The 24,500-nt window shown below is 37.5% G+C and carries 15 protein-coding genes, 1 pseudogene and 1 riboswitch; of the genes and pseudogenes, 13 read left to right on the forward strand and 3 right to left on the reverse strand.

Translation table 11 applies throughout. The features are described from left to right. Positions 1-86 precede the first annotated feature (86 nt). Positions 87-2,594, reverse strand: coding sequence for an NEW3 domain-containing protein (locus tag KDN24_RS24480; RefSeq protein WP_409973230.1), 2,508 nt, complete (start codon positions 2,592-2,594; stop codon positions 87-89). A 355-nt stretch (positions 2,595-2,949) separates the two neighbouring features. On the opposite strand from KDN24_RS24480, the gene KDN24_RS24485 reads away from it, so the two are divergent. The 8 genes from KDN24_RS24485 (at position 2,950) to KDN24_RS24520 (ending at position 13,754) form a co-directional block, all read left to right on the forward strand. Continuing rightward, entirely contained in the window at positions 2,950-4,155 is a 1,206-nt protein-coding gene (locus tag KDN24_RS24485) for an ROK family transcriptional regulator (RefSeq protein WP_409973229.1), read from the forward strand. A 304-nt stretch (positions 4,156-4,459) separates the two neighbouring features. Beyond that, a complete protein-coding gene (locus tag KDN24_RS24490; RefSeq protein ID WP_409973228.1) occupies positions 4,460-5,557 on the forward strand; it encodes an extracellular solute-binding protein in 1,098 nt (365 codons plus the stop codon). Between the two features lie 168 nt (positions 5,558-5,725). Next, a complete protein-coding gene (locus KDN24_RS24495) occupies positions 5,726-6,796 on the forward strand; it encodes an ABC transporter ATP-binding protein (RefSeq protein ID WP_409973227.1) in 1,071 nt (356 codons plus the stop codon). Positions 6,797-6,807: 11 nt separating this feature from the next. Continuing rightward, positions 6,808-8,535: an ABC transporter permease gene (locus KDN24_RS24500; protein WP_409973226.1), complete on the forward strand. Its 1,728-nt coding sequence runs from the start codon at positions 6,808-6,810 to the stop codon at positions 8,533-8,535. A gap of 69 nt (positions 8,536-8,604) precedes the next feature. After that, positions 8,605-9,336: a creatininase family protein gene (locus KDN24_RS24505; protein WP_409973225.1), complete on the forward strand. Its 732-nt coding sequence runs from the start codon at positions 8,605-8,607 to the stop codon at positions 9,334-9,336. A 69-nt stretch (positions 9,337-9,405) separates the two neighbouring features. Further along, positions 9,406-10,929, forward strand: coding sequence for an argininosuccinate lyase (gene argH / locus KDN24_RS24510; RefSeq protein WP_409973224.1), 1,524 nt, complete (start codon positions 9,406-9,408; stop codon positions 10,927-10,929). Beyond that, positions 10,922-11,911 (forward strand): N-acetylglucosamine kinase, encoded by a 990-nt coding sequence (locus KDN24_RS24515; protein WP_409973223.1) that lies wholly within the window; start codon positions 10,922-10,924, stop codon positions 11,909-11,911. Before argH ends, KDN24_RS24515 begins: the two co-directional genes overlap by 8 nt. Positions 11,912-12,172: 261 nt before the next feature. Beyond that, positions 12,173-12,280, forward strand: a riboswitch (SAM riboswitch). Positions 12,281-12,542: 262 nt separating this feature from the next. Further along, the gene (locus tag KDN24_RS24520) at positions 12,543-13,754 is read left to right on the forward strand and encodes a homoserine dehydrogenase family protein (protein ID WP_409973222.1); all 1,212 of its coding nucleotides are present in this window, start codon (positions 12,543-12,545) and stop codon (positions 13,752-13,754) included. 133 nt (positions 13,755-13,887) lie between these two features. On the opposite strand, the gene KDN24_RS24525 is transcribed toward KDN24_RS24520, so the two are convergent. Further along, the gene (locus KDN24_RS24525) at positions 13,888-15,024 is read right to left on the reverse strand and encodes a hypothetical protein (protein WP_409973221.1); all 1,137 of its coding nucleotides are present in this window, start codon (positions 15,022-15,024) and stop codon (positions 13,888-13,890) included. Between the two features lie 885 nt (positions 15,025-15,909). On the opposite strand from KDN24_RS24525, the pseudogene KDN24_RS24530 reads away from it, so the two are divergent. Both KDN24_RS24530 and KDN24_RS24535 read left to right on the forward strand, forming a co-directional pair. Beyond that, positions 15,910-16,166, forward strand: a pseudogene (locus KDN24_RS24530) (ATP-binding protein); the annotation flags it as partial. 195 nt (positions 16,167-16,361) lie between these two features. Next, positions 16,362-18,089, forward strand: coding sequence for an alpha/beta hydrolase (locus KDN24_RS24535; RefSeq protein ID WP_409973220.1), 1,728 nt, complete (start codon positions 16,362-16,364; stop codon positions 18,087-18,089). A 998-nt stretch (positions 18,090-19,087) separates the two neighbouring features. Here the strand turns inward: KDN24_RS24535 and KDN24_RS24540 are convergent. Then, positions 19,088-21,403: a hypothetical protein gene (locus tag KDN24_RS24540; RefSeq protein WP_409973219.1), complete on the reverse strand. Its 2,316-nt coding sequence runs from the start codon at positions 21,401-21,403 to the stop codon at positions 19,088-19,090. A 937-nt stretch (positions 21,404-22,340) separates the two neighbouring features. Between KDN24_RS24540 and KDN24_RS24545 the strand changes: the two genes are divergently transcribed. From KDN24_RS24545 to KDN24_RS24555, 3 genes are read left to right on the forward strand one after another with little or no spacing between them, the layout of a single operon-like run. Then, positions 22,341-23,321, forward strand: coding sequence for an Ig-like domain-containing domain (locus KDN24_RS24545; RefSeq protein WP_409973218.1), 981 nt, complete (start codon positions 22,341-22,343; stop codon positions 23,319-23,321). A 1-nt stretch (position 23,322) separates the two neighbouring features. Then, entirely contained in the window at positions 23,323-24,096 is a 774-nt protein-coding gene (locus KDN24_RS24550) for an Ig-like domain-containing domain (protein ID WP_409973217.1), read from the forward strand. Beyond that, positions 24,097-24,396, forward strand: a complete 300-nt coding sequence (locus KDN24_RS24555) for a hypothetical protein (RefSeq protein WP_409973216.1) — start codon at positions 24,097-24,099, stop codon at positions 24,394-24,396. The last annotated feature ends 104 nt before the right edge of the window (positions 24,397-24,500 follow it).

Genomic DNA, 24,500 nt, shown 5'->3' on the forward strand with positions numbered 1-24,500 from the left:
AGGAGAGTCAACTGGATCATATAGTTGACTCTCCTTTAATTTCGTTAACTTCTTTATTTACAGTTTTAAAGTTTGTTCTTCCCCTATCATTCCCCACCATAACTAATCAAGTTTGTAAAGATGCGGTAACCACCAGGAACTTGACCTTGAATTTGACGGTAAAATACGAGATTCGTATAAAGATAGGTTCCTTTTCCATGCTTAGCCATCAGGATGCCGCCATCAAATGGCTCTTCATTTGGATCTGCCATACTTACGAATGTTTCGTATTTACTATCCCACTTCATTGGGTAGTACAGTCCTCTTTCTTGCACCCAATTGTCCCAATCACTGTCGGTAATTTTGTTTGGATAGCTGAATAAAGTTGAAGCTGGATTTAGGACCGTTACTTTGGCATTTTCATCTGTGACTCTCCACTTAATCGATGGATTTCCAATGGTTAATGGATATGGGGCTGTCTTTTCTGCATCCCAACCATCATTTGGTTTATGATACTGAACGACTAAATGACCGCCATCTTCAACATATTTATGGAGTCGAGCATTATTGGCAACAAGGTCTTTCCTTGATAAGTATGCACGGATCCCGACAACGATTGTATCATATTTGTTAAGATCTCCTGTTGCTAAATCATTCTCTGAAAGCTTCGTAATGTTTAGTCCTGCATTCGTTAAATAGTCAGCGACTTTATCAAAGCCACTATCAATATAACCAATTTTCAAGTTGTCATTTTTTAATAATTCAAATGCAACGCCATTCACTTCTGCTGGATACAAGTAATAGAACGTTCCAATATGATCATAATTAATTTCTTGAACAGTTGATGTAAAGGTTTGGCCGTTTGCAACAGCTTTCGCCCCAATCGTAAATTGACCAGCTTTAATGTCGGATGGTGGTGTCAGCTTAAAAGCAACCTCTTTTTCCTCTGACAGATTAGTGAAATTCACTTCTTGTTTACTCGGGGAAATGCCCCATCCGTTAGGAGCTTCTAATGAAACTGTCGTCGCATTTTTCCCATTAAAATAGTTTTTAACTTTTACCGTAACAGGAATTTCTTCTTGAATATCTGCTGTATTTACGACAATATCTTCAGGAGACAATGTAAGCCCGATATCTGGCAATACGGCGATTGTTCGATCTAATTCAAAAGTTTGACTCGTTTGTGTACCCTCTTGTTCATATTGAACTCGCGTCTTGATCACTGAATCAACATATGCATGATAATACTCAGACTTTTTCGGTACTTGTACTTCAAACTTAAGTTCAGCTTTTTGCCCTGGATTTATATCTTTCAATGACCCTTTACCCGTTACCTTCCAATCCTTTGGTACAACTAATTGAACCGCTGTTTTCTTTAGTTTCTGTTTTCCATTGTTTTGTAATTTTACTGTAACAGTTGTCTTTTGTCCGTTTGTAAGAATATTTGTGTCTGCGATCGTTTCAACCATTAATTGTGATGATTCAAAGCTGACTTCTTGTAATTGCTCTTCCTTTAAGGAAAGCTTATGAAGTAGATCAGACTTCAATTGTGCATCAAGCTTCGCTTTTTCTACTTTCTTTTGAATTTGCCGAACATCCTTAAGAGCTTTTTGTGTCTGTTCAAACACTTTATCATGGTTCGGATAAGCAGCAATAATAGAGTTTAATGTCTCTTGTAGCTTTGTGAATTGAACTTGAAGATCATTTTCCTGTTTTGGCAGTTTTTTTGCCCATTCTTTAAAATCATATGGGACACCTGCAAAAAGATCATGGCTGCCTTTCGTATCAACAGCACTGTCTAGCAATTCTAGGTGAACTTGCCTTGGCTCAGCTGGGATATCATTTCCCATCCCTTGGCTTTTATGCATATAGCGAGACTCTTCACCTAATTGTGGATACGTCATTTTATAAATGGGATCATACATTCCAATTTCAATAGAGGTCGTAGCTTTATCCTTTGAATCGGCTGGTAAATATAGCTTCTTAATTTGCCAAACAGATAAGCCTTCTTTTAGTTGCTCTGGAAAAATCTTTGGATTTGCCGCATCTTTAAATGCCCTTTCACTTAAAATTTCCATTGCCCGATGATGACCATGCTGGGTATCGACATTTCTGAACGAAGGCATGACGATGTCAGGCTGGTACGTACGAATAAAGCGAATTAAACGCTCATATGTGACATTTTCTCCCCATTTCTCTAACGTTTCATCAGGGCTTTTCGAAAAACCGAAGTCATAAATGAGATCAGAGGTTGTCTCACTAAGATGGTATGCTTTCACACCTGTAATCTTTGCCGCCTCAATCATTTCCCTTGAACGGATAATCCCAAGACCATTGTCTAGTTCATTACCAATTTCATTTTGTCCACCTTCACCTCTGTTCGCAATTAAACTTGAGGTCTTTACACCAAGTCCCCTTGATAAATAGGCAAGGAAATCACTTCTTTCATCATCTGGATGTGCCCCTGTATTAACAAAGGTAACAGTCGTTTCTAAAGGCTTAAGTACATTCCAAAGACTGACATTAGGTTCCTTTTCTCCAGTCGCGTGACTCGCAATTGGCAGAAGGGAGAAAATGAGTAGAAAAGTAAGTAACCAACTAACATGCTTCTTCAAATTTGAAACCCCTTTCATTTTTGATTTAAGGACCAAAGTAAAAACATCCTCCTCTATTTTTTAAATAAGGTTAGCATTCAAGGGCCTTTTTAAAAATCCAGTTAGTTAATCAACCTAACTAACTTCCTGCATAACCTTAACTAATTCTATCTATTTTAAATATTCTTGTAAATATCTATATTTTCAAAAAATTAAAAATGTAATTTTAGAACTATAGATAATATCCGACTAATTATTCAAATCCAAGGTCGTTTTTTAAAATTATAAAATATATATTGTAAAACCGCCTACACTGTTGTATATTTTTAGTTAATTAAGAAAACTTACTAACCATAACGATTAAGGTCGTGATGCCATGCACAGTAGAAAAGGAATTGCCTCACCGAAAACTACGAATAAAAAAACGGTACTACAATGTATTAAGGAATATCAGCCTATATCCCGTGCAGAAATTGCAGTTAAGACACATATAAGCAAGCCAACTGTTTCTTTAATTGTAGATGAATTAGTACAGGAAAACTGGGTACTTGAGAAAGGGATTGGCGTTGCCTCCTCCCAAGGTGGAAGACGGCCCATTCAGCTATGCTTTAATGAAAAAGCTGGGTTTGTGATTGGGACAGATATTGGCGGAACAAAGGTTAGAACCGTCATTTGCGATTTAGATGGTACTATTATTTGTTCAAGTAGCTTCAAAACCATTCAGTATTTACAATCAGGATTACTACGGCAAATTCATAAAGAAATCAGCACGATGATTCAAACTCATCAGCTTGATTCAAAGAAAATTTTAGGAATGGGTGTTGGAGTACCTGGAATTACTGAACCAACGAAAGGAATTGTCGTTGAGGCGCCAAGTTTAAATTGGATTCGCTATCCATTTATTACAGAAGCAAAGCGCTACTTTACATTTCCAATCTTTGTAGATAACGATGTGAATGTTGCTGCTTTAGGTGAGCAGTGGCTTGGAAGTGCAAAATCGAAAGAAAACATCCTTTTCATTGCTGTCGGAACAGGCATCGGCAGTGGCATCATTATCCATAATCAGCTTTATCGTGGTACCTCCTGTGCTGCCGGGGAAATGGGCTATATGGTCACTGATAAAAACGATATGAAGAATGAATTTAAACCTGTCTTCCATCGGTATGGTTATTTAGAAAGTGTTGCTGGTGGGAAAGCGATTGGAGAAAAATATACAAGATTAGTTAAACAAAAACCGAATCACCCTTTATTTGAGGAAGCAAAGACTTCCGAGCTTACCGGAGAAACTGCATTTTCTTTGGCAAATACTGGGGATGAAGTCGCCCAATTAGTCGTTGAAGATGCCATTGAGCATTTAGCTTATGGAATTATCAATGCAGCTAGCCTGTTAAATCCTGAGGCTATTATTTTAGGAGGCGGCGTGTTTAAATCTTCCGATTACATCTTGCCTAAAATGCAAGAAATTGTGTATCAATACCTCCCTAGCACAGTAGAATTGAATATTTCACAATTAGGTGAAAATGCTGAGGTGTTAGGTGCCGTCTCCTTATTTTTAAGAGAATATGAAAGCGTTTTAAACTAAATTTCTGTTAAAGGGAAGTGTTTCATATTAATAACCTGTTGATTGAAGCGGAAGGCGGCGACTCCAGCGGGAAAAGCGTGTCCATGTGAGACCCCGCAGGCGCAAAGCGACGAGGAGGCCCACGGACTGCCCGCGGAAAGCGTCCGCCTTAAGTGGAAATCAACAGCCAAATTTAACAGAACTTCAACTAAAGAAAGCTTAACTTGGTTCTAAAGCGGGTTATACAACTATGTCAATCTATCTCTAGAAAAACTCTAGGCTCGCTTTAAGGATAAATAAATTACATTATTTAAGGGGGTTTACCATGTTTAGAAAGAAACCATTTTTTATCCTTTTCATTGCATCAATCATGCTGATTATGTCAGCATGCAGCAGTTCTACAGGTGGAGACAAAGGAAATAATTCAAGTAATGGCAAAACAGAAGAGAACAATGGAGAAACAGCTAGTAACAGCGGAAAGCTCGTTATTTACACAGCTCGTGACCAAACCGTTGTTGATGAAGTGATTGGGATGTTTAATGAAAAGTACCCAGATATTCAAGTAGATGTCCTAACAATGGGTGCACAACAAGTTCTAGAACGTATTCGTGGAGAAAAATCAAACCCTCAAGCTGATTTTTGGTGGGGTGGAACACAATCTGCCTTTATGACAGGCGCAGCTGAAGATTTATTAGAATCATTTAAACCAAGCTTTGATGCTAGCATTCTACCAGAGCATAAAGACGCTGAAGGACGCTGGTATGGTGAAATGTTATTGCCAGAAGTTATCATGATTAACTCAGATAAGCTTTCTAAAGAAGAAGCACCACAGGATTGGGATGACTTGTTAGATCCAAAATGGAAAGATCAAATTATCATTCGCGGTGTCCTTGCTTCAGGAACGATGAGAACAATTTATTCAGCTATGATTCATGAACAGGGCTCAGATAATCCTGAGGCTGGCTATGAATGGTTACGCAAGCTTGACGCCAATACGAAAGAATATGCGCAAGATCCGACGAATCTTTATTTAAAATTAGCTCGTCAAGAAGGAACCATTTCTCTCTGGAATTTACAGGACATTCTTTTGCAAAAAAATGAACATAACCAACCATTTGACTATGTTTATCCAAAAAGTGGCGCTCCGATTCTTGTAGATGCAGTTGGTCTTGTTAAAGGGGCAAAGAACATGGACAATGCAAAATTGTTTTATGAGTTCCTCTTTGATCCTGAAATTCGTGCAACTTTAGCGGAGGATTTATACCAAATTCCGACCCGTACAGATATGGACAAGGAGCAAATGCCTGAATGGTTCAAAGACATGGATCTTAAATCATTAGATATTGACTGGGCTGTAATGGCTGAAAAAGAGGCCGAGTGGATGCAGCATTGGGATGAAAATATTAAAGGGAAAAACAAATAAAAGAAACATCGGGTTTGTGGGGGCAGTCCGAAAACAAAGAGCCTGGCACCTCCAACACTTTATATAGATAAAAAAACAGTTAAAGCTACTCTATATATTGTGTTGTGAGGAGAGAGCCAGGCACTTATCGGCCAGCCCCCTTCTTTATCTACTGCGAGGTGATTACTAGTGAAAAGTGTTCGATTAGATCATGTAAGTAAAATGTTTGGAACTGCAAAGGGTGTAGAAGACGTTGCAATTGATATACAACCTGGGGAGTTTTTCACTTTTTTAGGTCCTTCTGGATGTGGGAAAACAACGACACTCCGCATGATTGCAGGTTTTTACTATCCTACAAGTGGAAAAGTCTTTTTTGATAATCGAGATGTAACAACCCTTCAGCCGAATAAAAGAAACATTGGAATGGTCTTCCAAAACTACGCTCTCTTCCCCCATATGACAGTATTCGAAAATATTGCTTTTGGGCTTGAAGTGCGGAAATTATCGAAATCAGTCATTAAAGAAAAAGTAGAAAGGGCACAAAAGCTTGTCCATCTCGAAAAATACGGAACTCGAAAAATTAATGAGCTTTCCGGTGGTCAGCAACAGCGGGTTGCACTAGCAAGAGCTCTCGTGATCGAGCCAGATATTTTGCTGCTTGATGAGCCTTTATCCAATTTAGATGCAAAATTACGCGAAGAAACAAGACTAGAAATTAAACGGCTTCAAGTTGAACTAGGAGTAACGACGATTTATGTTACCCATGATCAAACAGAAGCAATGACAATGTCTGATCGCATTATGGTTATGAAAGAAGGAGTGGTTCAACAAATTGGGACGCCACAGGAAATTTACAATAAGCCTGTGAATCATTTTGTTGCTTCCTTTATTGGAGAATCAAATATTCTAGAAGGCGAAATTACGGAAATAAACGGAGAAACTGTAAAGGTAAAAGTAGATAATGATCTGCATTTAACAGGAAATATCCACATTTCTTCCGATGAAACAAAGCTGAAAGTTGGCCGGAAAGTAAAAGTTTCCGTACGTCCAGAAGCCATCTTTGAAGGTCAAGGCCCTAATCTAGTAAATGGAATCATTCAGTTTGTTGAATTTACGGGAGTAAGTATCAATTACGTCGTTAAAGTTGGTTCAAGCATTCTAAAGGTCATGATTATTAATAAAGGGAATCAGATTCTTACACGCGGTGATTCGATTTCCCTGTATGTACCGGAAAAGGGTATTTATTTTATAAGCGAATAGAAGGTGAAAATATGAAGACTAAACAAATTGCCCTTCAGCAAGAGAGCTGGTGGTCAAGACTTACACAATCAAAGTATTTCATTTATGTATTAATCTCCCCGCTCTTTTTAGTGCTCTTAGCTTATGTCATTTATCCTTTTTATCAAACTTTCATTCAAAGTGTGATTGGATCTGAAGGTGCGGGATTCGATAACTACAAACGTTTCTTTAGCTTGCAGAGTACCGCTAATCTTGAAGCATTATGGACGAGTGTCTATATTTCAGTTATTAGTGTCATTACTTGTGCCATTGTAGGCGTAACGATGGCGTTCTTAATTGAAAGATATGAGTTCCCAGGTAGAAAAATTCTGTCTATCCTCATTCTTGTTCCAATGGCTTTGCCTCCTTTAGTTGGTGTTCTCTCCTTTACCTTTTTATACGGAGAAAGTGGAATTATTCCAAGAGCTCTTCAGGCTTTATTCCATCTTGATGCCGTTCCATTTTCATTAAAAGGAGTAGCAGGAGTTATTGTCGTCCATACATTTACAATGTATACATATTTTTACTTAACTGCATCTGCCGCGATTAAAGGACTTGATCCTTCTTTAGAGGAAGCTGCGACAAGCCTCGGATCTGGAAGAATCCGTATATGGATAAAAGTGATCCTTCCTATGCTTACACCGGCAATGGTCGCTTCATCACTACTTGTCTTTATGATTGCGATGGCTTCCTATACAGCACCTTTAATGTTTGGTGTTGATCGGACGATGACGATGCAAATCTATCTTTCACGAACGAATGGAAATTTAGATATGGCGGCAACTCAATCTACGATTCTTTCGATCGTGTCTATTTCATTTTTAATTTTAATGAGATGGTATCAAGGGAGAAGAAACTTCCAAAATCAGAGTAAAGGGATAAGTGTTCATCGAACTGAGCTTCGAACACCTTTTATGAAATATTTTTCAATGGTTCTTTCATTTATTGGGGTTATTATTCTCATGTTGCCGATACTTGTGCTGATTCTTATTTCTTTCTCTGTAGATGGAGATTGGACCATCCAAATTATTCCACCAACATACACACTCGATCATTATATTGCGTTATTTACCGATGAACGTACGTGGCGTCCAATTTGGAATAGTTTACAAATGAGCTTTGTTGCTACAGTTGGAAACATCATCTTCGGGGTTGCGGCTGCCTATGCCATGATTCGCACTAAATTTAAAGGAAAGGCGCTCCTCGATATTTTAATTATGATTCCTTGGGCCCTTCCAGGAACTGTCGTCGCGGTTAATTTAATCGCTGCTTTCAGTGAACCAACTGTATTTAGCTTTAACCAAGTATTAATTGGGACGTTTTGGATTTTACCATTAGCCTATTTCGTGCGCCATCTGCCACTTATTTTCCGATCGACTTCTGCAGCACTTATGCAGATGGATCAATCGGTCGAAGAAGCAGCAAGAAGCTTAGGAGCTAACTGGTGGTATACATTTAGAAGAGTGGTTGTGCCAATGGCCTTTTCAGGTATTTTAGCAGGGACATTATTAGCAATCGTGCAGGGACTTGGTGAATTCGTCGCCTCCATTCTTATCTATAGCACATCAACGATGCCATTATCTGTCGCCATCTTCCAAAAAATGTACGCTTTCCAATTTGGTACTGCCTGCGCATATGGAGTGCTGCAAATTTTATTAATTATTTTTGTTTTATTTGTTTCTCAGAAATTAACAGATGGGAAGACAAGTGCTGTCATGTAAGCTCCTTCCCTCTAGGAAGACATTCGAGAATAAAGTCATGGCTAACTATGTTAAAGGGAGGGAATTTCATTGAAGGCTTACGAAATCCATGGAAGAGATTTGAACGTATTGGGAAATGCCAAATTTGCTGTTATACCATTAGGCAGCTTTGAATATCATGGCTCTCACTCCCCTTTAGGAACCGATATTATTTTAGCGGATGGATTTGCAGAACAAATTGATGAGAGCTTAGGGGGAATCGTTTTTCCTACTATCCCTTACACCGCTTGTCCAGGAAAAACATCTAAATATTCAGGAACCATTTCGATTAGACCCACTATCATTCAGGAATATTTAATTGATGTAGTTTTAGGGATTATCAATCAAGGAATCGATCATATTGTGCTTCTAAATGCACACGATGGAAATATGGGTATGGCAAGAACGGTTGCAGAGTATGTAACTGGCCTTCATCACAATAGCAGCTTCTTGCTCATTAATTGGTGGCAAATGGTAGACATCGGGGCAGCTAGTGAAATTGGTTTTAAGAATACGAAGGGAAGAGGACATGGAGGCCCCTATGAAATGTCAGCTGTTAAAGCATTCCGTACCGATCTAGTACATGTGGAGCCCATTGATGTGGAATATAAAGAAACACCCCCTCTTTCGAGCTATCCTTACATTCTCGTAGAGGGCACACCGAAATCATGGGATGGCTATACAGGATGCATTCAACAAACTTCAGTGGAAAAAGGAAAAAGGATTGTTGAACAAGCAACTAAAAACATGAATGAATTAATCAAAAGCTGGTTAGAGCAGTAAGTGTAGATAAGTTAGTAGATGACTAACCTCTGCATGGGCATTAAATTTGCAAGAAAGGATTGATTGCAATTGAAAACTTCACTTAAAGAAAAAATTATCGAGAAGGAAGGTTTACACTTCCCCTCAAAAACGTATACATCTATGGTGCTAGAACCTGCATATAACGAGGCAAAGCAAAATTTTCTTGACTCCATGGTTGACATTCATTTTGCCCATTTAATTATGCTCGTTGAAGAAGGGTTAGTTGAGAAAAACGAAGCTAAAAAAATTGCGAAAGCAGTTGCCAACTTAAATGTTGAAGAATTAAAAACGGGTAACTATAATCCTCAATTTGAAGATTTATTTTTTCAAGTTGAACATAACTTAATTGCGGATGCTGGTGATATAGCTGGGAATTTGCATATTGCCCGCAGTCGAAATGATATGGGCATTGCCATTTATCGAATGACGCTTCGCAGAAGAATTTTAACTCTATTAAATAAAGCATTAAAGTTAAGAGAGGCTCTTATTGCGCTTTCTGATGAACATAAAGAGACCATCATGATTGGTTATACCCATACACAACAAGCACAGCCAACGACATTAGCACATTATTTCAATGCTATGACAGATATGCTTTCGCGCGATATTCAGCGACTACAAGCTGCATACAAAACGGTTAATCGCAGCAGTATGGGAGCTGCAGCACTTACAACTTCAGGTTTTGCCATCAATCGGGAACGTGTAAAGGAACTGTTAGGATTTGAAGGAATGATTGACAATGCTTGGGATGCCGTTGCGGGAGCTGATTATATAGCTGAGGTTGCTACCGCTGTCCAGCTATCAGCCATAAATTTAGGGCGCTCCATCCAAGACTTTCTATTATGGGGTACACAGGAATTCGGAGCCTTTATCCTTTCTGCCCCTTATGTACAAATTAGCTCCATCATGCCACAAAAAAGAAACCCTGTTTCAATTGAACATATGCGTGCGCTTTTATCGAGTGTCACGGGTAATTGCCAAACCGTTCTTCTAATGGTACATAACACCCCATTTGGAGATATCGTCGATACTGAGGATGATATGCAGCCATATATTTGGAAGGCGATGGAAACATTAGGTGGTGTCTATGACCTCCTTTCCTCTGTGTTATTAACGATGGAAGTAGATAAAGAGAACCTGTTGAAACGCGCGAAAGAAAGCTTTGCAAATGTAACAGAGCTAGCTGATACGATCGTAAGAGTAGATAAGCTTTCGTTCCGCCAAGCCCATCATGTTGTAAGCTCTACCGTTAAGGAGCTTATGAGAAGCGGAAATAAATCTTTAGAGGCGCTAACACTCGATCTATTAAACAAGCAGTCAGAACAAATTGTTGGAAAAGCTTCATCTTTAACAGAAGCAGAACTAAAGGAATGTCTAAGTCCAGAATACTTTATTCGCATCCGCTCCATCCAAGGTGGCCCAAGTCCATGTAGAATAACAGAAACCATTCAAGATCGTCTTCATGAACAGTCAGACTTGATTAATTGGGTAGATGATAAACAGCTAGTTTTGCGCTCAGCAAAGGAACAAGTAGCGACTATCATTGAAGATTGGACGATCGGCGATGACTAATCAGTCTTTTCATCTTCTTGCTATTGACGGTGGAGGGACGAAGACACAAGCAGTCATTACAGATCAAGAAGGTCTATTAATCGGAGAAGGAAGAGCGGGTGCTTCGAATTATCAAGTTGTTGGGAGAGAAACGGCTGTAGCGACACTTGTTGCTTCGATACGTGAAGCGCTATTGAATACGGGCGTTTTTACAAAAGAGACGGATGATTTGTTTGATAAGACTTTAGCGAATGATAAGCCCATCCATTTCAAAAAAATAGTTTTTGCCCTTGCCGGGATTGATACAACTAATGACGAATCCGTCGTACGTGAGATAGTTATCAAAACTCTTGCTGAGATCGGAATAACATATGAAACACTATTAGTTGAGAATGATTGCTTGTCTGCTTTACTAGGTGCTACCCAAAATAAAGCAGGTGCCCTATTAATCTCTGGAACAGGATCGATCGTTTTTGCACATGATGGCGAAGGGAATTTCTTCCGAACAGGTGGATGGGGCTATCGGGTTGGCGATGAAGGCAGTGGTTATTGGATTGGAAAAGAAGCGATCCGTTCTGTTTTGAAAATGAAGGATGGACGAGAAAAAGAAACGATTTTATTAGCGTTAATCTTGAAGAAATTTGGTTTTGAAAAGGTTGATGATCTTTATAGCTGGGTATATAGTCCAGCCTATAGTGTTGACGATGTAAGCGCCCTAACAACTTCAGTTGAGGAAGCTTATAAAATGGGCGATGAAGTTTGTAAAACCATTTTAGATAGAGCCGCAGCTGAGCTCACCCTTCTATTGGAAGCAACGATTGAGAAGGCTGGAATTGCGCAGAAGGAATTTCAACTCCTCCTTCAGGGCGGGGTCCTTCAAAATAATCACTATGTGAAAGAGAAAGTATTGGATTGCTTACAGAAAGAAGTCGATAAAGTGAGCATTTTACATACTGATGAAAAGCCCATTCGATTTATTATTAAGCGGGGGCTGGCATTGTAAAGGGACGTTACGGTCAGGTTTCTTGTCCAAGTTTAGGTACGTGGAACTTGATCCTTCGTCCCTTCATTTAATTGATCGTTACTCGATCTGAGTTCAGCTTCAGCAATTCCTTCAGCTCATTATAATTATTTCTACTACTTGAACTTCAACCGCTTATGGCGATGATGGGAGGTTTTGGGTCGATTTGGTCATAATGAAATTCCAGTATTGACTTCCACGTTTTTAAAAGATATGATAAAAATAATTTCATAATTGCTAATCTTCTTATCAAGAGAGGTGGAGGGACTGACCCTGTGAAGCCTCGGCAACCAGCATATATTTTGCACGGTGCCAATTTCAGAGGAATATTCAATATTCCGAAGATGAGAAGGTGGAACGGATTCTTTCTTTCATGCTCCTTCCCCTTCTGTCTTTCATGCAGAGGGGGTTTTTGTTTTTCGTTTGGCTCTGTTAAACATGGCTGTTGATTTCCGCTCCAATCAACAGGTGCAAAAATCAACATTATTCTTTAACAAAGCCTTTCGTTAAATACTGTGTTTGCTATAAAAATGCACAGTCCGGTTCATAACCCGCTCTGCACAAGTGGATCATCCATTTATTTTATAGACAAAAAAACAGGAGGAATGAAAAAATGTCAGCCATTCATATTGCATTATTAGGTTACGGAACAGTTGGGAAAGGTGTATATCGTACGATTCAGTCACATCAGGAAAAGCTTCAAGCTCTTTTTGGAAAAGAAGTGAAGGTCGTTGGAATTCTCGTGAAAAATTTAGAAAAGCATCAGCAACCTGATCCAAATGTTCTGTTAACTGATGACTTCGAGAAAATTATTACACTCGAAAAGCTTGATGTTGTTATTGATGCGATTGTCGGCAAAATGCCTTGTTTTACATATTTGACGCAGGCAATAATAAGAGGCTGCCATGTCATAACGGCGAACAAGGAGATGTTTGCCCATTACGGGAAGAACTTGAAGCAATTAGCCGTTGCTCATGGTGTTTCTCTTAGTTTTGAGGCGACGGTTGCGGGCGGAATACCTGTCATCCAGACGCTCAAGCAATTATTAAATGTGAATAATATCGAGAAAATTCAAGGAATCCTTAATGGAACTTCAAATTTTATTTTGACGAAGATGAGAGAAGAAAATGTATCATTTTCGGCAGCCTTAAAGCTGGCACAGGAAAAAGGTTATGCGGAAGCAGACCCGACGAATGATGTGGAAGGCTATGATGCTTTCTATAAAGCGGTCATTTTAAGTGAGGTTGCTTTCGGATTAACCCCAGACTGGGATCAATCTATTAGAGAAGGTATACGAGGAATTACGATTGAGCAAATCGAGGTCTTTACTTCTTTAGGATTTCGCTTTAAACATGTCGCATCGATTGAACGGACGGTTAACGGCATACGTTGCAGTGTGAAACCTGTGCTTGTAAGTGAACAGCATCCTTTTTACCATGTTGAGGGTGTTCAAAATGCTGTTTCCATCGATGGAGATATAGTCGGCAATATTAGTCTTCAAGGGCCGGGAGCAGGCATGTTCCCAACTGCAAGTGCCATTATTGAGGATTTTGTTCATATAAACAGAGATTGTATACCTCCAACCTACCCTGAGCAAAAAATAGTAGAGAACGAAACATCTAGTGTGTCTTATTGGGCGATTGGAGGAGAAGTGAATGCTTCTGTTCTGCCTACTCCCATTGAAGTAATTGAAAGAATACATCCGAACGTTTTAATCGTTCGAGCACCGGAAGAAACTTTGTATGCAGTGCATTTACCGAATGTGCAGGTATATCAAATTGTTGGGGACATTTCTAATTCGCCTCGAGCTTTATTAAAGGCTTAAATGATCGGTAACCTTTCAAGATGATGAAGGGCATCCAGAAATACGCTGAAAGCAAGAACAACGTTAACAATCAGATAATAGGAAGAAGAGCCAATCAACTAAAATCAATTGGCTCTTCCATCTTTTTCGTAACTTATTCTTGATCCATCTCAGTCATTTCTCTTTCATCGGTATTATATTCTTCTTGTTCGTTACTCTCTTCCCCAAGTTCATTTGATTTCTCTGACCCCTTGTTTTCTCGTTCTTTTTCTTTTTCCTTCTCACGCTGCTTTATTTCTTCATCGATCCTGATTTCCTCTTCTAGCTTTCTTAGTTCTTCCATTAATTTTTCATGTTCTTCTAGCTTTTTCTTTTCCTCAGCAATCCGAATTTGTTCTGCTAAATCTTCAATTAATTGATCAATTGAAGCTATCTGGTTCATTAGTCCACTTATTTGTCCTGCAAGGCTCTCATTTTCAGACTGAATACTTGTAATGCTAACTTTCATTGCGGTTACTTGATCGGAAAACTTCTGGATTTGTTCTGTTAATTGGGCGTGTTCTTCTTCAAGCTTCTGTAGAAGATTTTCAGTTACTTGCTTATTAAAATCCATTTGGGCTAGTCTTTCCGAGAAAAATAGTGGATCGTAATTACATTCTTCCATTGCACGGTCCTTTATTTCTTCAATATATTGAATAAGTTCGAGAATTTCCTCTAGCTTTTGATCAACTTGCATCTTAACGGCTTGAATATCATTTTCAATTACATTTTCTATAGCGGATATTAAGCTTTCCAGCTCTGTAATCGCGTTCTCTAAATCAGAAATTCTTTGTTCATTGGCTGTAATGGTGCTTTCGATTGCAGATATTTCAGCTTGTAGAGCACTTTGTAAAGCTCGAAGACCTTCAATTGTTGAAGAATCTATCTGGTTTTCACCACTCGAATCAGGAATATGAGTTTCGTTTGAGGATTTCTCCAATTCCTCCATTCTCTCGTTCATTTCCGTTATTTCTAGCTCTGATATTTTCCCTATTAGTTCATCCATTAAATCCTCGGCTTCCCACCGAAGCTTATCTGTTTGCTCCTTATGTTCCTCAATAGTTTTTGGAAAAATAAAGCAGGCTTGAACGTCTATTTTATCCTCTTGAGGAGAAAAAAATCGTCCATATGCAGGGGTAATCAGGTTAATTCCGCTAATAATTAACACTGCAACAACTATACCGTAAATAAAAGTTTTCAGTCTGTTCTGTCTCTTCGGGCCCTCACCATTTCTAAAAGGTGATGATTCCACATCGTCATCCTCCTTTTTTCAGTTTCACTTCACTAGTTTTTTAAAATTAAATAGTCGAGTGTTTCTTTCCAATACTTCATAGTATTTTGCTTAGAAGAATTTATACTAAATTTCCCCCTTATTATTTATGTAGGCTTTGAATTATCCATTCTTAGTAAGAAATTGTTCTTTTTTAAGAACATTAAAGATATTATAATTCTATATAAAGAAATATACAAGAGTTTAATAGTTTTTTTGTTCGTTATATATTAAACCCAAATTGGGATTTAGTATTGATAGAGGAAAATGATGCCCACACCATTTCATATATTAGAGTTAAATGTGAAATGACTTATAGTATTACACCTTGCAGTCAGTTCCAATGACAAAACAAAAGTAAAGCTTGCCGGCATTAATTGATTGTTAGACCCTTTGCTTCTTGTTCGAGCAAATCACTCAGTTCGTGAAATTTAATCCTACTAAGTGGGAGTACTGAAATCAAATAAATTGTAGGAAAATGACAATTCAGACTCTACAGTTGTTGCTTTTTGGTCATTAGACTCATTCTATCGGATAGATGATATGATTATCGAAGCTTTTTTAGTCATTAGGAGTGCGCTATCGGTTAATGGATTCGGTGATTGATACTTTTTTGGCCATTAGAGTCATTCTATCGAACAATAGATATGGTGATTGGATCCTTTTTGGTCATTAGAACTATTCTACTAAACTGGCTACTCTCATAAGAACTTAATATACTTTCGAAGTTAGAAAAATCCGCCAGAAAACCAAGCTAATTAACAGTTTCCGATATAAAAAATTGGCGATAGTGCAAAAAATGGCACCCTTTTTATATTTATTGTTACAAATTTTTTCGTGAGGATATGAGATAGGTACTCCTTTTCAAGCAACGAGCTAGGTTACATATCGTTTGATAAGTTGCAGAGTTATTATTCTCACACCTCTCTTTACGTGCTGGAAGGGCATCTACAATAATAACTAGTAACCTGTCATTTGACCGCTGGGAGGAAGTTTTCTATGATCCAGTTTTAACAGCTGCATTAACTGATCGTTTGACACACAGAGCACATGTGATAAATATGGTGGGCAATTCCTATCGTATTTATGAAACGAAAGAAATGATTGAAAAAGGCCAATTATAAGTGAAAAAATTTTTAATTACTAAATGGATCCATTTTCACTTGCGAAATACATACTATCACAAACTCAAAATCACCCTCCTCCTACCTCAAGCACCAATAATTCCCTCCTTTTATGAACCTTTCCCAACCCTCAACCGTATTAGAGATAAGTGCTGCTTTTATAAGCATGAGAAAAAATACATAGGAGGAATGAAGATGGCGAAAAAAGCAATTAAATCTATTAGTAAGCTAATGTTAGCCAGTACTATAGGTCTAACAGGAATAGCTGGGAGTCTAGCGGTCTCTGAACATTATGTTTCAGCCCAAGAAGTTTCGAAAGAAATAAACTATGAAAATAGTGCTAAGGATTTTTTAGAGTATACGAAAACAAAAAATTGGGATGCTGCCTATAATCTATTAAGCCTCAATCTTCAAGCTACCCTATCGAAGGAACTCCTTCCAACCCTTTGGGCACAACTAACAACTCCGTTTGGTGAAAGTAAAGAATCTACTTTGGAAGGATTAAAGAATGACGGAGTGCATACGAGGGTAACCTTTATTGTAAAAGCAGAAAAAGGAGCTTTTAAGCAAATTCTCAAGTTTAATCGTGATGGAAAGGTTGATGACTTTCTATTTGATACGATTACACCACCTGAAAGCTTCTTAAATCCTTCTTACAATCATTCAGAAAACTACACAGAAAAACAAGTCGTGATTGGAGAGGGAAAATTTGCTTTGCCAGGGGTGTTAACTGTTCCTAAAGGAGAAGGACCATTCCCTGTCGTTGTTCTTGTCCATGGTTCAGGTCCGAACGATATGGATGAAACGTTTTCCATTTTTAAGCCTTTCCGAGATATGGCAGTAGGACTTGCAAATGATGGCATTGCCGTTCTGCGATACGATAAACGTACGAGAGCCCACACGGTTAAAACAAGTTTAGAGCCTAGGTTCTCTATTCAAGAGGAAACCGTCGTGGATGCAAATCTTGCTGTTAATAAACTAAAGTCTCTCCCTGAAATTGATTCTAATAAAATATTTGTTCTTGGTCATAGCCAAGGTGCATTTGCACTTCCGCTAATTGTGGAAAATGATAAGAATAAGGATATTAAAGGTGTGATTGGTGTTGCTGGGCCAGCTGGAAAATTCCATGACTTAATGCTTTGGCAAGTGGAAGCGCAGCTAAAGCTTGCAGAAAAAATGCAAGCACCGAAAGAACAAATTACTGCTTTAAAAGAAACCATTTCGTTTTATCAAAATCAATTCGGGTTATTGAAGGAACCACAAAATACGAAGGATAACATTCCGGCTAATTTCCAATTACAACCTAGTTATTGGTGGTTTGATTTACGTGACTATGTCCCTACTGAACTAGCAAAAAAACAAAACATTCCAACCCTTCTTTTACAAGGGGAAAAAGATTTGCAAGTTCCCGTCTCCGAATTTGAGGCATGGAAAACAGCTTTGAAAAATCGCGACAATGTTGAGTACAAATTATACCCAAATATGTTCCACACACTTGTAGATTATCCAGGTGAGCCAAACTGGATGACCGAATACGTAACACCAGGAAATGTTCCACAATCTTTCCTTTCTGACATCGCGCAATGGGTAACAACTGGAAGCATTCATTCCACAGAAGTTAAACCCGAGCCAAAACCAGGGGAGCAAAACCCAACACAAAAAGTATACTGGGACGGTTTATTAATGAAAAAGGGACAAATCGGCAAATTAGAAATTGTAAAACCGATTAATCTATGGAAACGCAATGGAGATAAGCTTGAATTTATAAGAGTGCTTAAACCAGGTGAACAATATCGAGTATACAAATATGATGATAAATTCGGTGGACAATACGGGCTTGGGGACAATCATTATGTGACGAAAATAGAGGGATTTGTGAGCTACAAGACTCCTGCGAAGGGTAAGTTGAGGGAATTAAACTAAAGAGTGTTATGTAAAGAAAGAATAAGCTTCGTAAAGATAAAATCTTCGCGGAGCTTTACCTTTCTATGTATGCTTTCTCTAAGATTATGGTACTACTGATACCTAAATTAAAACTGAGCGATTTCTATATTTTGCAGTTATGTTAACCCTCCCTCTTGTAGCTTCCACTGAGTTTGTAATTAATCCATCCTCACTTGCTGTTCCTCTTTTTAGATTACTTAACTACTCCCATCCGAATAATGTACTGTAATTTCTAATTATTGTGTGCCACTAGGTTCTAGTGTTATTTTCATTGAATCCTCAATAATTTTCGTTAATACTTGCTTTACTATTACTCTGATGTTATATCTTTACCTAGGTATTTAGCAACTAACTTGTAAGTACCCTTTTCTTCGCTAGTTAAAGCTTTTAATGTCCCATCGGCTACAATGATTTGACCTGTGACAACTTCGCCTAATGCATTATGAATTTCATATTCTGTAAACGCGTTATATCTCTACTTGTGCCATCTCGTAAGTTTTTATCATTAAACGATCTGTTAGATAATTATTATCAACTTAATCTCAAATTCAATATATAAGTCTAAAAATAATGGTTAGGGCTTATTTTTAGTCAGACAAAATCGCAATAGATTCCCATCAGCTTATGGGAACGGTAATATCTCGGCTAAGTATGGCAATTGTTCGGTAGATAAGTTCATATGATAATAATTATATTTTTGCAATAAGGATTAAATGCCTTTAAATTTTTTAGAAATCTCTAATAAACTGATGGACTATTATTATTTTGCAATATATTGTTTTTTGATATTTCGTCATATTTATACTCCTTTCTTTAACCCAGTATATATCATCTCAATAATCAGCGTCATTCTATATATGTAATAATTAAAAAAAAGGAAAAGTCCTGTAAAGATTTCTCATCACAAGACCTTTCCAATTTTTCTATTTTTTTCAGGAAACCACACTATCTTTTTATTAAAATGGCTTTCCTAAATATTAGTTCTTAATTACCTTAAGAGCTTTAGATAATTTAGTAGCATCAAGTGGCATGCTATCTTGGTTTGTAACACCAGAGAATGATACAACTTCTAGTCCAGAAGCACTATCATACTTGCCAGTTGTAGAATCAGGAGAACCTAAAGTAATTGTTACTTCGTTAGTTTTGTTATCTTTAATATCAGAAGAAGAGATAGTATAAGTAGCTCTTACTCCATTTGCATCTGCAAGTACTAATTTTGCATTATTAGCAACTGTAGCCTTATCCTTCCAGTAGAAAGTTCCATCAGCAGCATCTGCATCACTTCCAAAAGTAAATGTTAAGGTACTACCAGGCTTTAATGCCTCACCAGCAGTTGCTGAAGATTTTACTTCAGTAAAGGCAAATGCTCCTTCTTTGATTTCATATAAATCAGTAGGATTTCCAGGTACTGGTGTATTACTATCTTGATAGTATTGAACAACTTTAAATTTATTTAGTTGAGCTTTGTTTAGATCAACAGTTTTATTCCAAGAACTTCCGCTAATTGTGAAAGCAGCGATTTGTCTAGTTGCTTCGTTATTAGCATACTCAGTTGCATCCTTTGGAACAAAAATTCTTACAGTGTTTCCACTAGAACCAGTTCCTCTGAAATTAAAGTCTTTATCACTAACACGTACTACCCCTTTAGCTGGGTTAGTTACAGTTAAAGAGTTTACATTCAAGTTTTGAGTTATGTTAAATACACTCTTTGCTCCATCAGAGCCTTTATAATAATCGATGTCAAGTCCATCATGAGTTGAAAGTTGCTTTTTAAATTCATCTAGAGATACAATAATGCCCTCTACTTGATAAATAGCAGACTTATTCATTTTAAATTTAAGCTCTGGATTTCCAGTTCCTGGTTCAGTAGCAGTGAAATAATCATTTGCAGCATCTACGTACTGAACTACAACACCTTGATTATCTCTTTCAAGTGCATTTGTTGTTACATAGTGTTTACTATCAGATTCAACTAAGAATTTTGTAATTCCACCTTTTTGAACATCACCAGTTGCACCTTTTGTTACAATAGGTTGAACATCCTTAGTATCTGTAATAGATGTTCCTTTTATGATAAGAGAAACTTTACCATCTCTAGCATAGCCTTCCCACTTTACTTTACCTGTAGCAACTCCATCAGTAGAACCATTCACCGTGTAAATTTCAGCCGCTGGTGTTGCAGTTGAATCATTTGGATCCACCAATTCTATAGTTACTGAACCACTGTAGTTTTCTCCAGCACGGCGATCAACATTAAATGTATATGTGCGAGTAGTCTCAGCATCTTGTCTTACTAAATCAGTTGGGCCAGTAATAGGACCTGTTGCTGCTTTAGGAGATGTATACGATTTTGTTGCCTCACCTTTATAGTACAATGTATATGTTGTATCAGCTTTTTCACCAGATACAGTAAGTGTTACAGTCTTTTTATCATCACTTAATTTTGTTGTAGTCACATTCACATCTTTATCAAATGAAAAATGAGAAACTGGTGCAGAATCAAGTGCTTTAGTAAATTTAACTTCAATTGTAGTTGAATTTATACGAGATACAGATGTAACCATTAAAGGTAAAGCATCCACAACATCATTTAAATTCTTTGTCAACTCAGTTTTGAATTGTTTAACATCTTTTAATGCGTATTCAGCTTTAGCTACATGGTCTACAGCTTTATCGTAAGCTTTTTCTTTAGTGTATTTATCAACTAGAGCAACATGATCTAGAACAGTTACTTCGTTAACTACACTTCTGTATAGCTTTTCAGCTGGATCTTTGAATTTCTTTAAGATACCATCACGAGTTGATTGTCCGTAAACTCGGTAAAGTAATTCAGCTTGCTTACGGATTTCAGCTGTTAAAGTATGATAGCTTGATTGAACATTTTTTAAGTCAGTAGCATTGATCGCCTTTTGTAAGTTAGCTTGTTTTTCAACAATTTTCTCTCCAGAAGTAAGAGCATCAATATAAGCTTGAGCACGCTTAATTTGAAGATCAGAATCTAAAAGACGTGCTTCGTAAACTGCCTTGTCAGCACCTTTCAATTTTGCAACTTCTGCTTTAGCTGCTTTGTTAGCTGCTTTAGCTGCATTATATTCAGTGTAAGGACGAGTTACGAAATCTGCAGTTCCCTCAGTTGAGATTGACCATTGTAAAACCTTTGCAGTAGCCTCTGCTGCTTTAACTAATTGGTCTACGTTCACAGCTGCATCAGCTTTGTTCACTGGTGCGCCAGCAACGAATGCTGAAGCTGCGATAGCAGTAGATGTTGCTAATTTAATAGCTTTCTTCTTCATAAACTTGTATTCTCCCTTCATGCTATGTAGTGCATTTTTTATTTGTTAGCAATGAATAAACCAATGGTTGTGTTTTCCTCTATATCCACTGCTTACCTAACTAGTAAAAAAGTATATCAAACTATCGCATTTTATGCAATAGTTACCAATATATATTTTTTTGAGGAAAGCGTGGACGAGTCCCCCAACAATGGTTTATATTTCATATGATAATATAAAACTTGCTAAATTTCTACATTATTTATCATATTTTTATTAATTTTGTAATATATTTACTGTTCCTTCATAAAATGTACATACTTTATCAGTCTATTCAGAAATTTATTAGATATTCCTTATAAAATAAAATTTTGGCTATATTAGCAAATTTTACATGTCTTTTTCCGAAAAATTTGGTAAGATAGGATTATGAAGGTTTTCTCCCAAAACCGATGCTTTCTTTAACTTGTATTAGTACGCATGTACTAACCTTCGCTTCAACGTCCGAAGGGGCCGCCAATTATGGCGGCTTTTTCCTTTTCTAAAGAAATATTTCGATTATTTAATTGGGAAGCTACTCTAGTACGGAATACTAATAGGCATAGTTAAGAAAACGTTGCCTTCGCTAAGACCTTTCGGTGAAGGCTACGTTTTTAGACATGATTTAAAATCTTTCTATTAATTAATTGAAGTGTGAAGGCGGCGACTCCTGCGGGAAAAGAGTGTTCAGGTGAGACCACGCAGGAGTAAGTCGACAAGGAAGTTCACGGACCACCCGTGGAAATCATCCTTTTTAAGCGAAAATCAACAGTCAAATCTCACAAAGCCATTAGTTAAAACACACCTTACATATATATGTAAGGTTGGTGGAAAATGCCCCTATTAGTTTTATATGGAGAAATGTCGAATTTCGTTGTATATTAATGATAAGCATCATTTTATGAAGGTGGTTAGGACGATGAGAAAAGGAAATGTTATTGGAGTTGTTATTATATTACTCCTTTCGATTTTAGTACCTGCTGTAAATCATTCAGCGAAAGCAGCTAGTTACCCGGAAATTATTAAAACCTTTCCAGCTGCTGGTGATCAAAATGTACCGATTGATACTGATATTCGCATTCAATTTAATAGCAATATTCTTAAAGTATCGGCTAATTATATTAAACTATTTGTTAAGCAAAATGGAACGTATATTGATTTGCCGATTAAAACAACTCGCATAGACAGAGATGTATTAAATATTGTTCCTGAAAAATCGCTCGAATTTAATAAAGAGTATCTTGTTCAGGTTAATGGACCTGCGATTGAGCTAGTGAACGGTGTATATAGCCAATCTCTTTCCTATCCATTCCAAACAAACTATATTGACTTTTATGAATTAATGGTTATTAATCAAGCACGTCTCTCCACTTTGCTTACACAATACACACCGAGAGAAATTAAAGCATTTGCACCGAAAAGATATATTAATGATATTAATATTATTCATAAAAAGCCTGGCTCTTTAAAGGAAGACCAAACTTCGATTAGTGGCATGACGAATATTGATATTACAACGAAGAGTGAGGATGTAAGCTCTGTACATATTGATATTATGAAAAACGGCAAAACGTTGCAAAAGGGCTTTGCCAATGAGATCAGAGATGCAAAGGGTCAAAAAAATGCATTGAAATTCGATATTGGCTTTTCCAATATGCCTGATTTCTTTGATGTAAAAGTAACTGCTTTAGATCGCGCTCAAAAAGTGATTGATTCTAAAATTATTAAATTTGCAACTGAAGAAGGAAAAATGATTAATACGTTTAAGGAAGCCTATAAATATAAGACTGAAGGAAAAAGCTATACTTTACATGACCTGCTTTCTAAGGAAACACTTTTCTCTGATTTTCTTGCTGAAAGCCAGCTAGCAGACATTAAAGTTCAAGTTGAGGACAGGTAAGATGCGAAAAAATTTACTTCTTCTTATGATGCTGCTTTTCATTGTTGCTTTTTCCGGTGTTTTGACTGGAGAAGCAGCCCTTGAAAAGGTTCAGCTTGAAGAACGAACGATTCAAGATCCAATGAAAAGCTGGTCGATTACCTTTACCGAAGCTGTAAATGAAGGAACGATTAAAAAACAGAACTTCTATATAATAGATGCAAGACAGAAAAAGGTGAAGGCTAAGCTCCAACTCTCTGATGATGGCAGTAAAGTGACGATTACACCGGAAGCTCCTTATAAAGAAGGCGTTCAGTATTATTTGTATATTAAGGGAAATGTGAAATCTGGAAGCAATGAGTTTCTGAATGAGCATACGATTTTACCATTTAAACTGGCAGGTCGTTCGAGTACGGGTAAAGGGGTAGACTCGAAAACCGGGAAAGAAAACCAGAATGTTTCAAAAGGTACGAATTCGGGATCTCAAGGTAATACTGGATCCAGTTCTGGGACTGGCTCTAGCTCTAGTTCCAGTTCAAATGCTAATAATGGAAAGAAACCGGCAAAGAGGATATTGAATGTTCAAGCAAATCGTCACGCTCACTTTGTTGAAATTAGTGTTGAAGTGAGTGAGCATGTGGTTAAAGTAAAGGCTGGAAATGACGAGTTTGAGTATAAAGGCAATAATCAATTTACCCTTTATAAACCAAGTTTGAAATCAGGAGAAAAGCTTAGCATTAAAGGATATAGTCCATCCAATAAGGTGCTAGAAACAAAGGAGATTGTGATTCCATAAATGGTTAAGAAAGCGATTATGAGCACTGTCATTTTCACACTCATTATCATCAATCTGATTATGTGGCCTACTCTTTTTTCTGATTTCAAACAAGGATCTGGAGAAGTGAATGGTGTTCAAGAAGATGGATTACAGAATGAGGAGTCTGCTGGGCAGGAAGTGACTTCGACGGATGATGATGCAGAGGCAGATTTAGCAGAAGAGAACGTTGATGACGTTTCTGTTGATGTTGACAATGGTAATGTTACTTCAGAAAATTCATCCAAGCAAAAACTTTTTAAAATTCTTCGGATTGAATGAAACTTTTTTGCGAGCTGTTACGTCTTATAGATGGACACTGGCAACGGATCTTTCCAATGGCTAGTGCTTACCTAACTGAGGCAGCGTAGCTGCCTACTATTTTG

The sequence above is a fragment of the Cytobacillus sp. Bva_UNVM-123 genome (assembly GCF_046351715.2).
Classification (GTDB): Bacteria; Bacillota; Bacilli; order Bacillales; family Cytobacillaceae; genus Cytobacillus.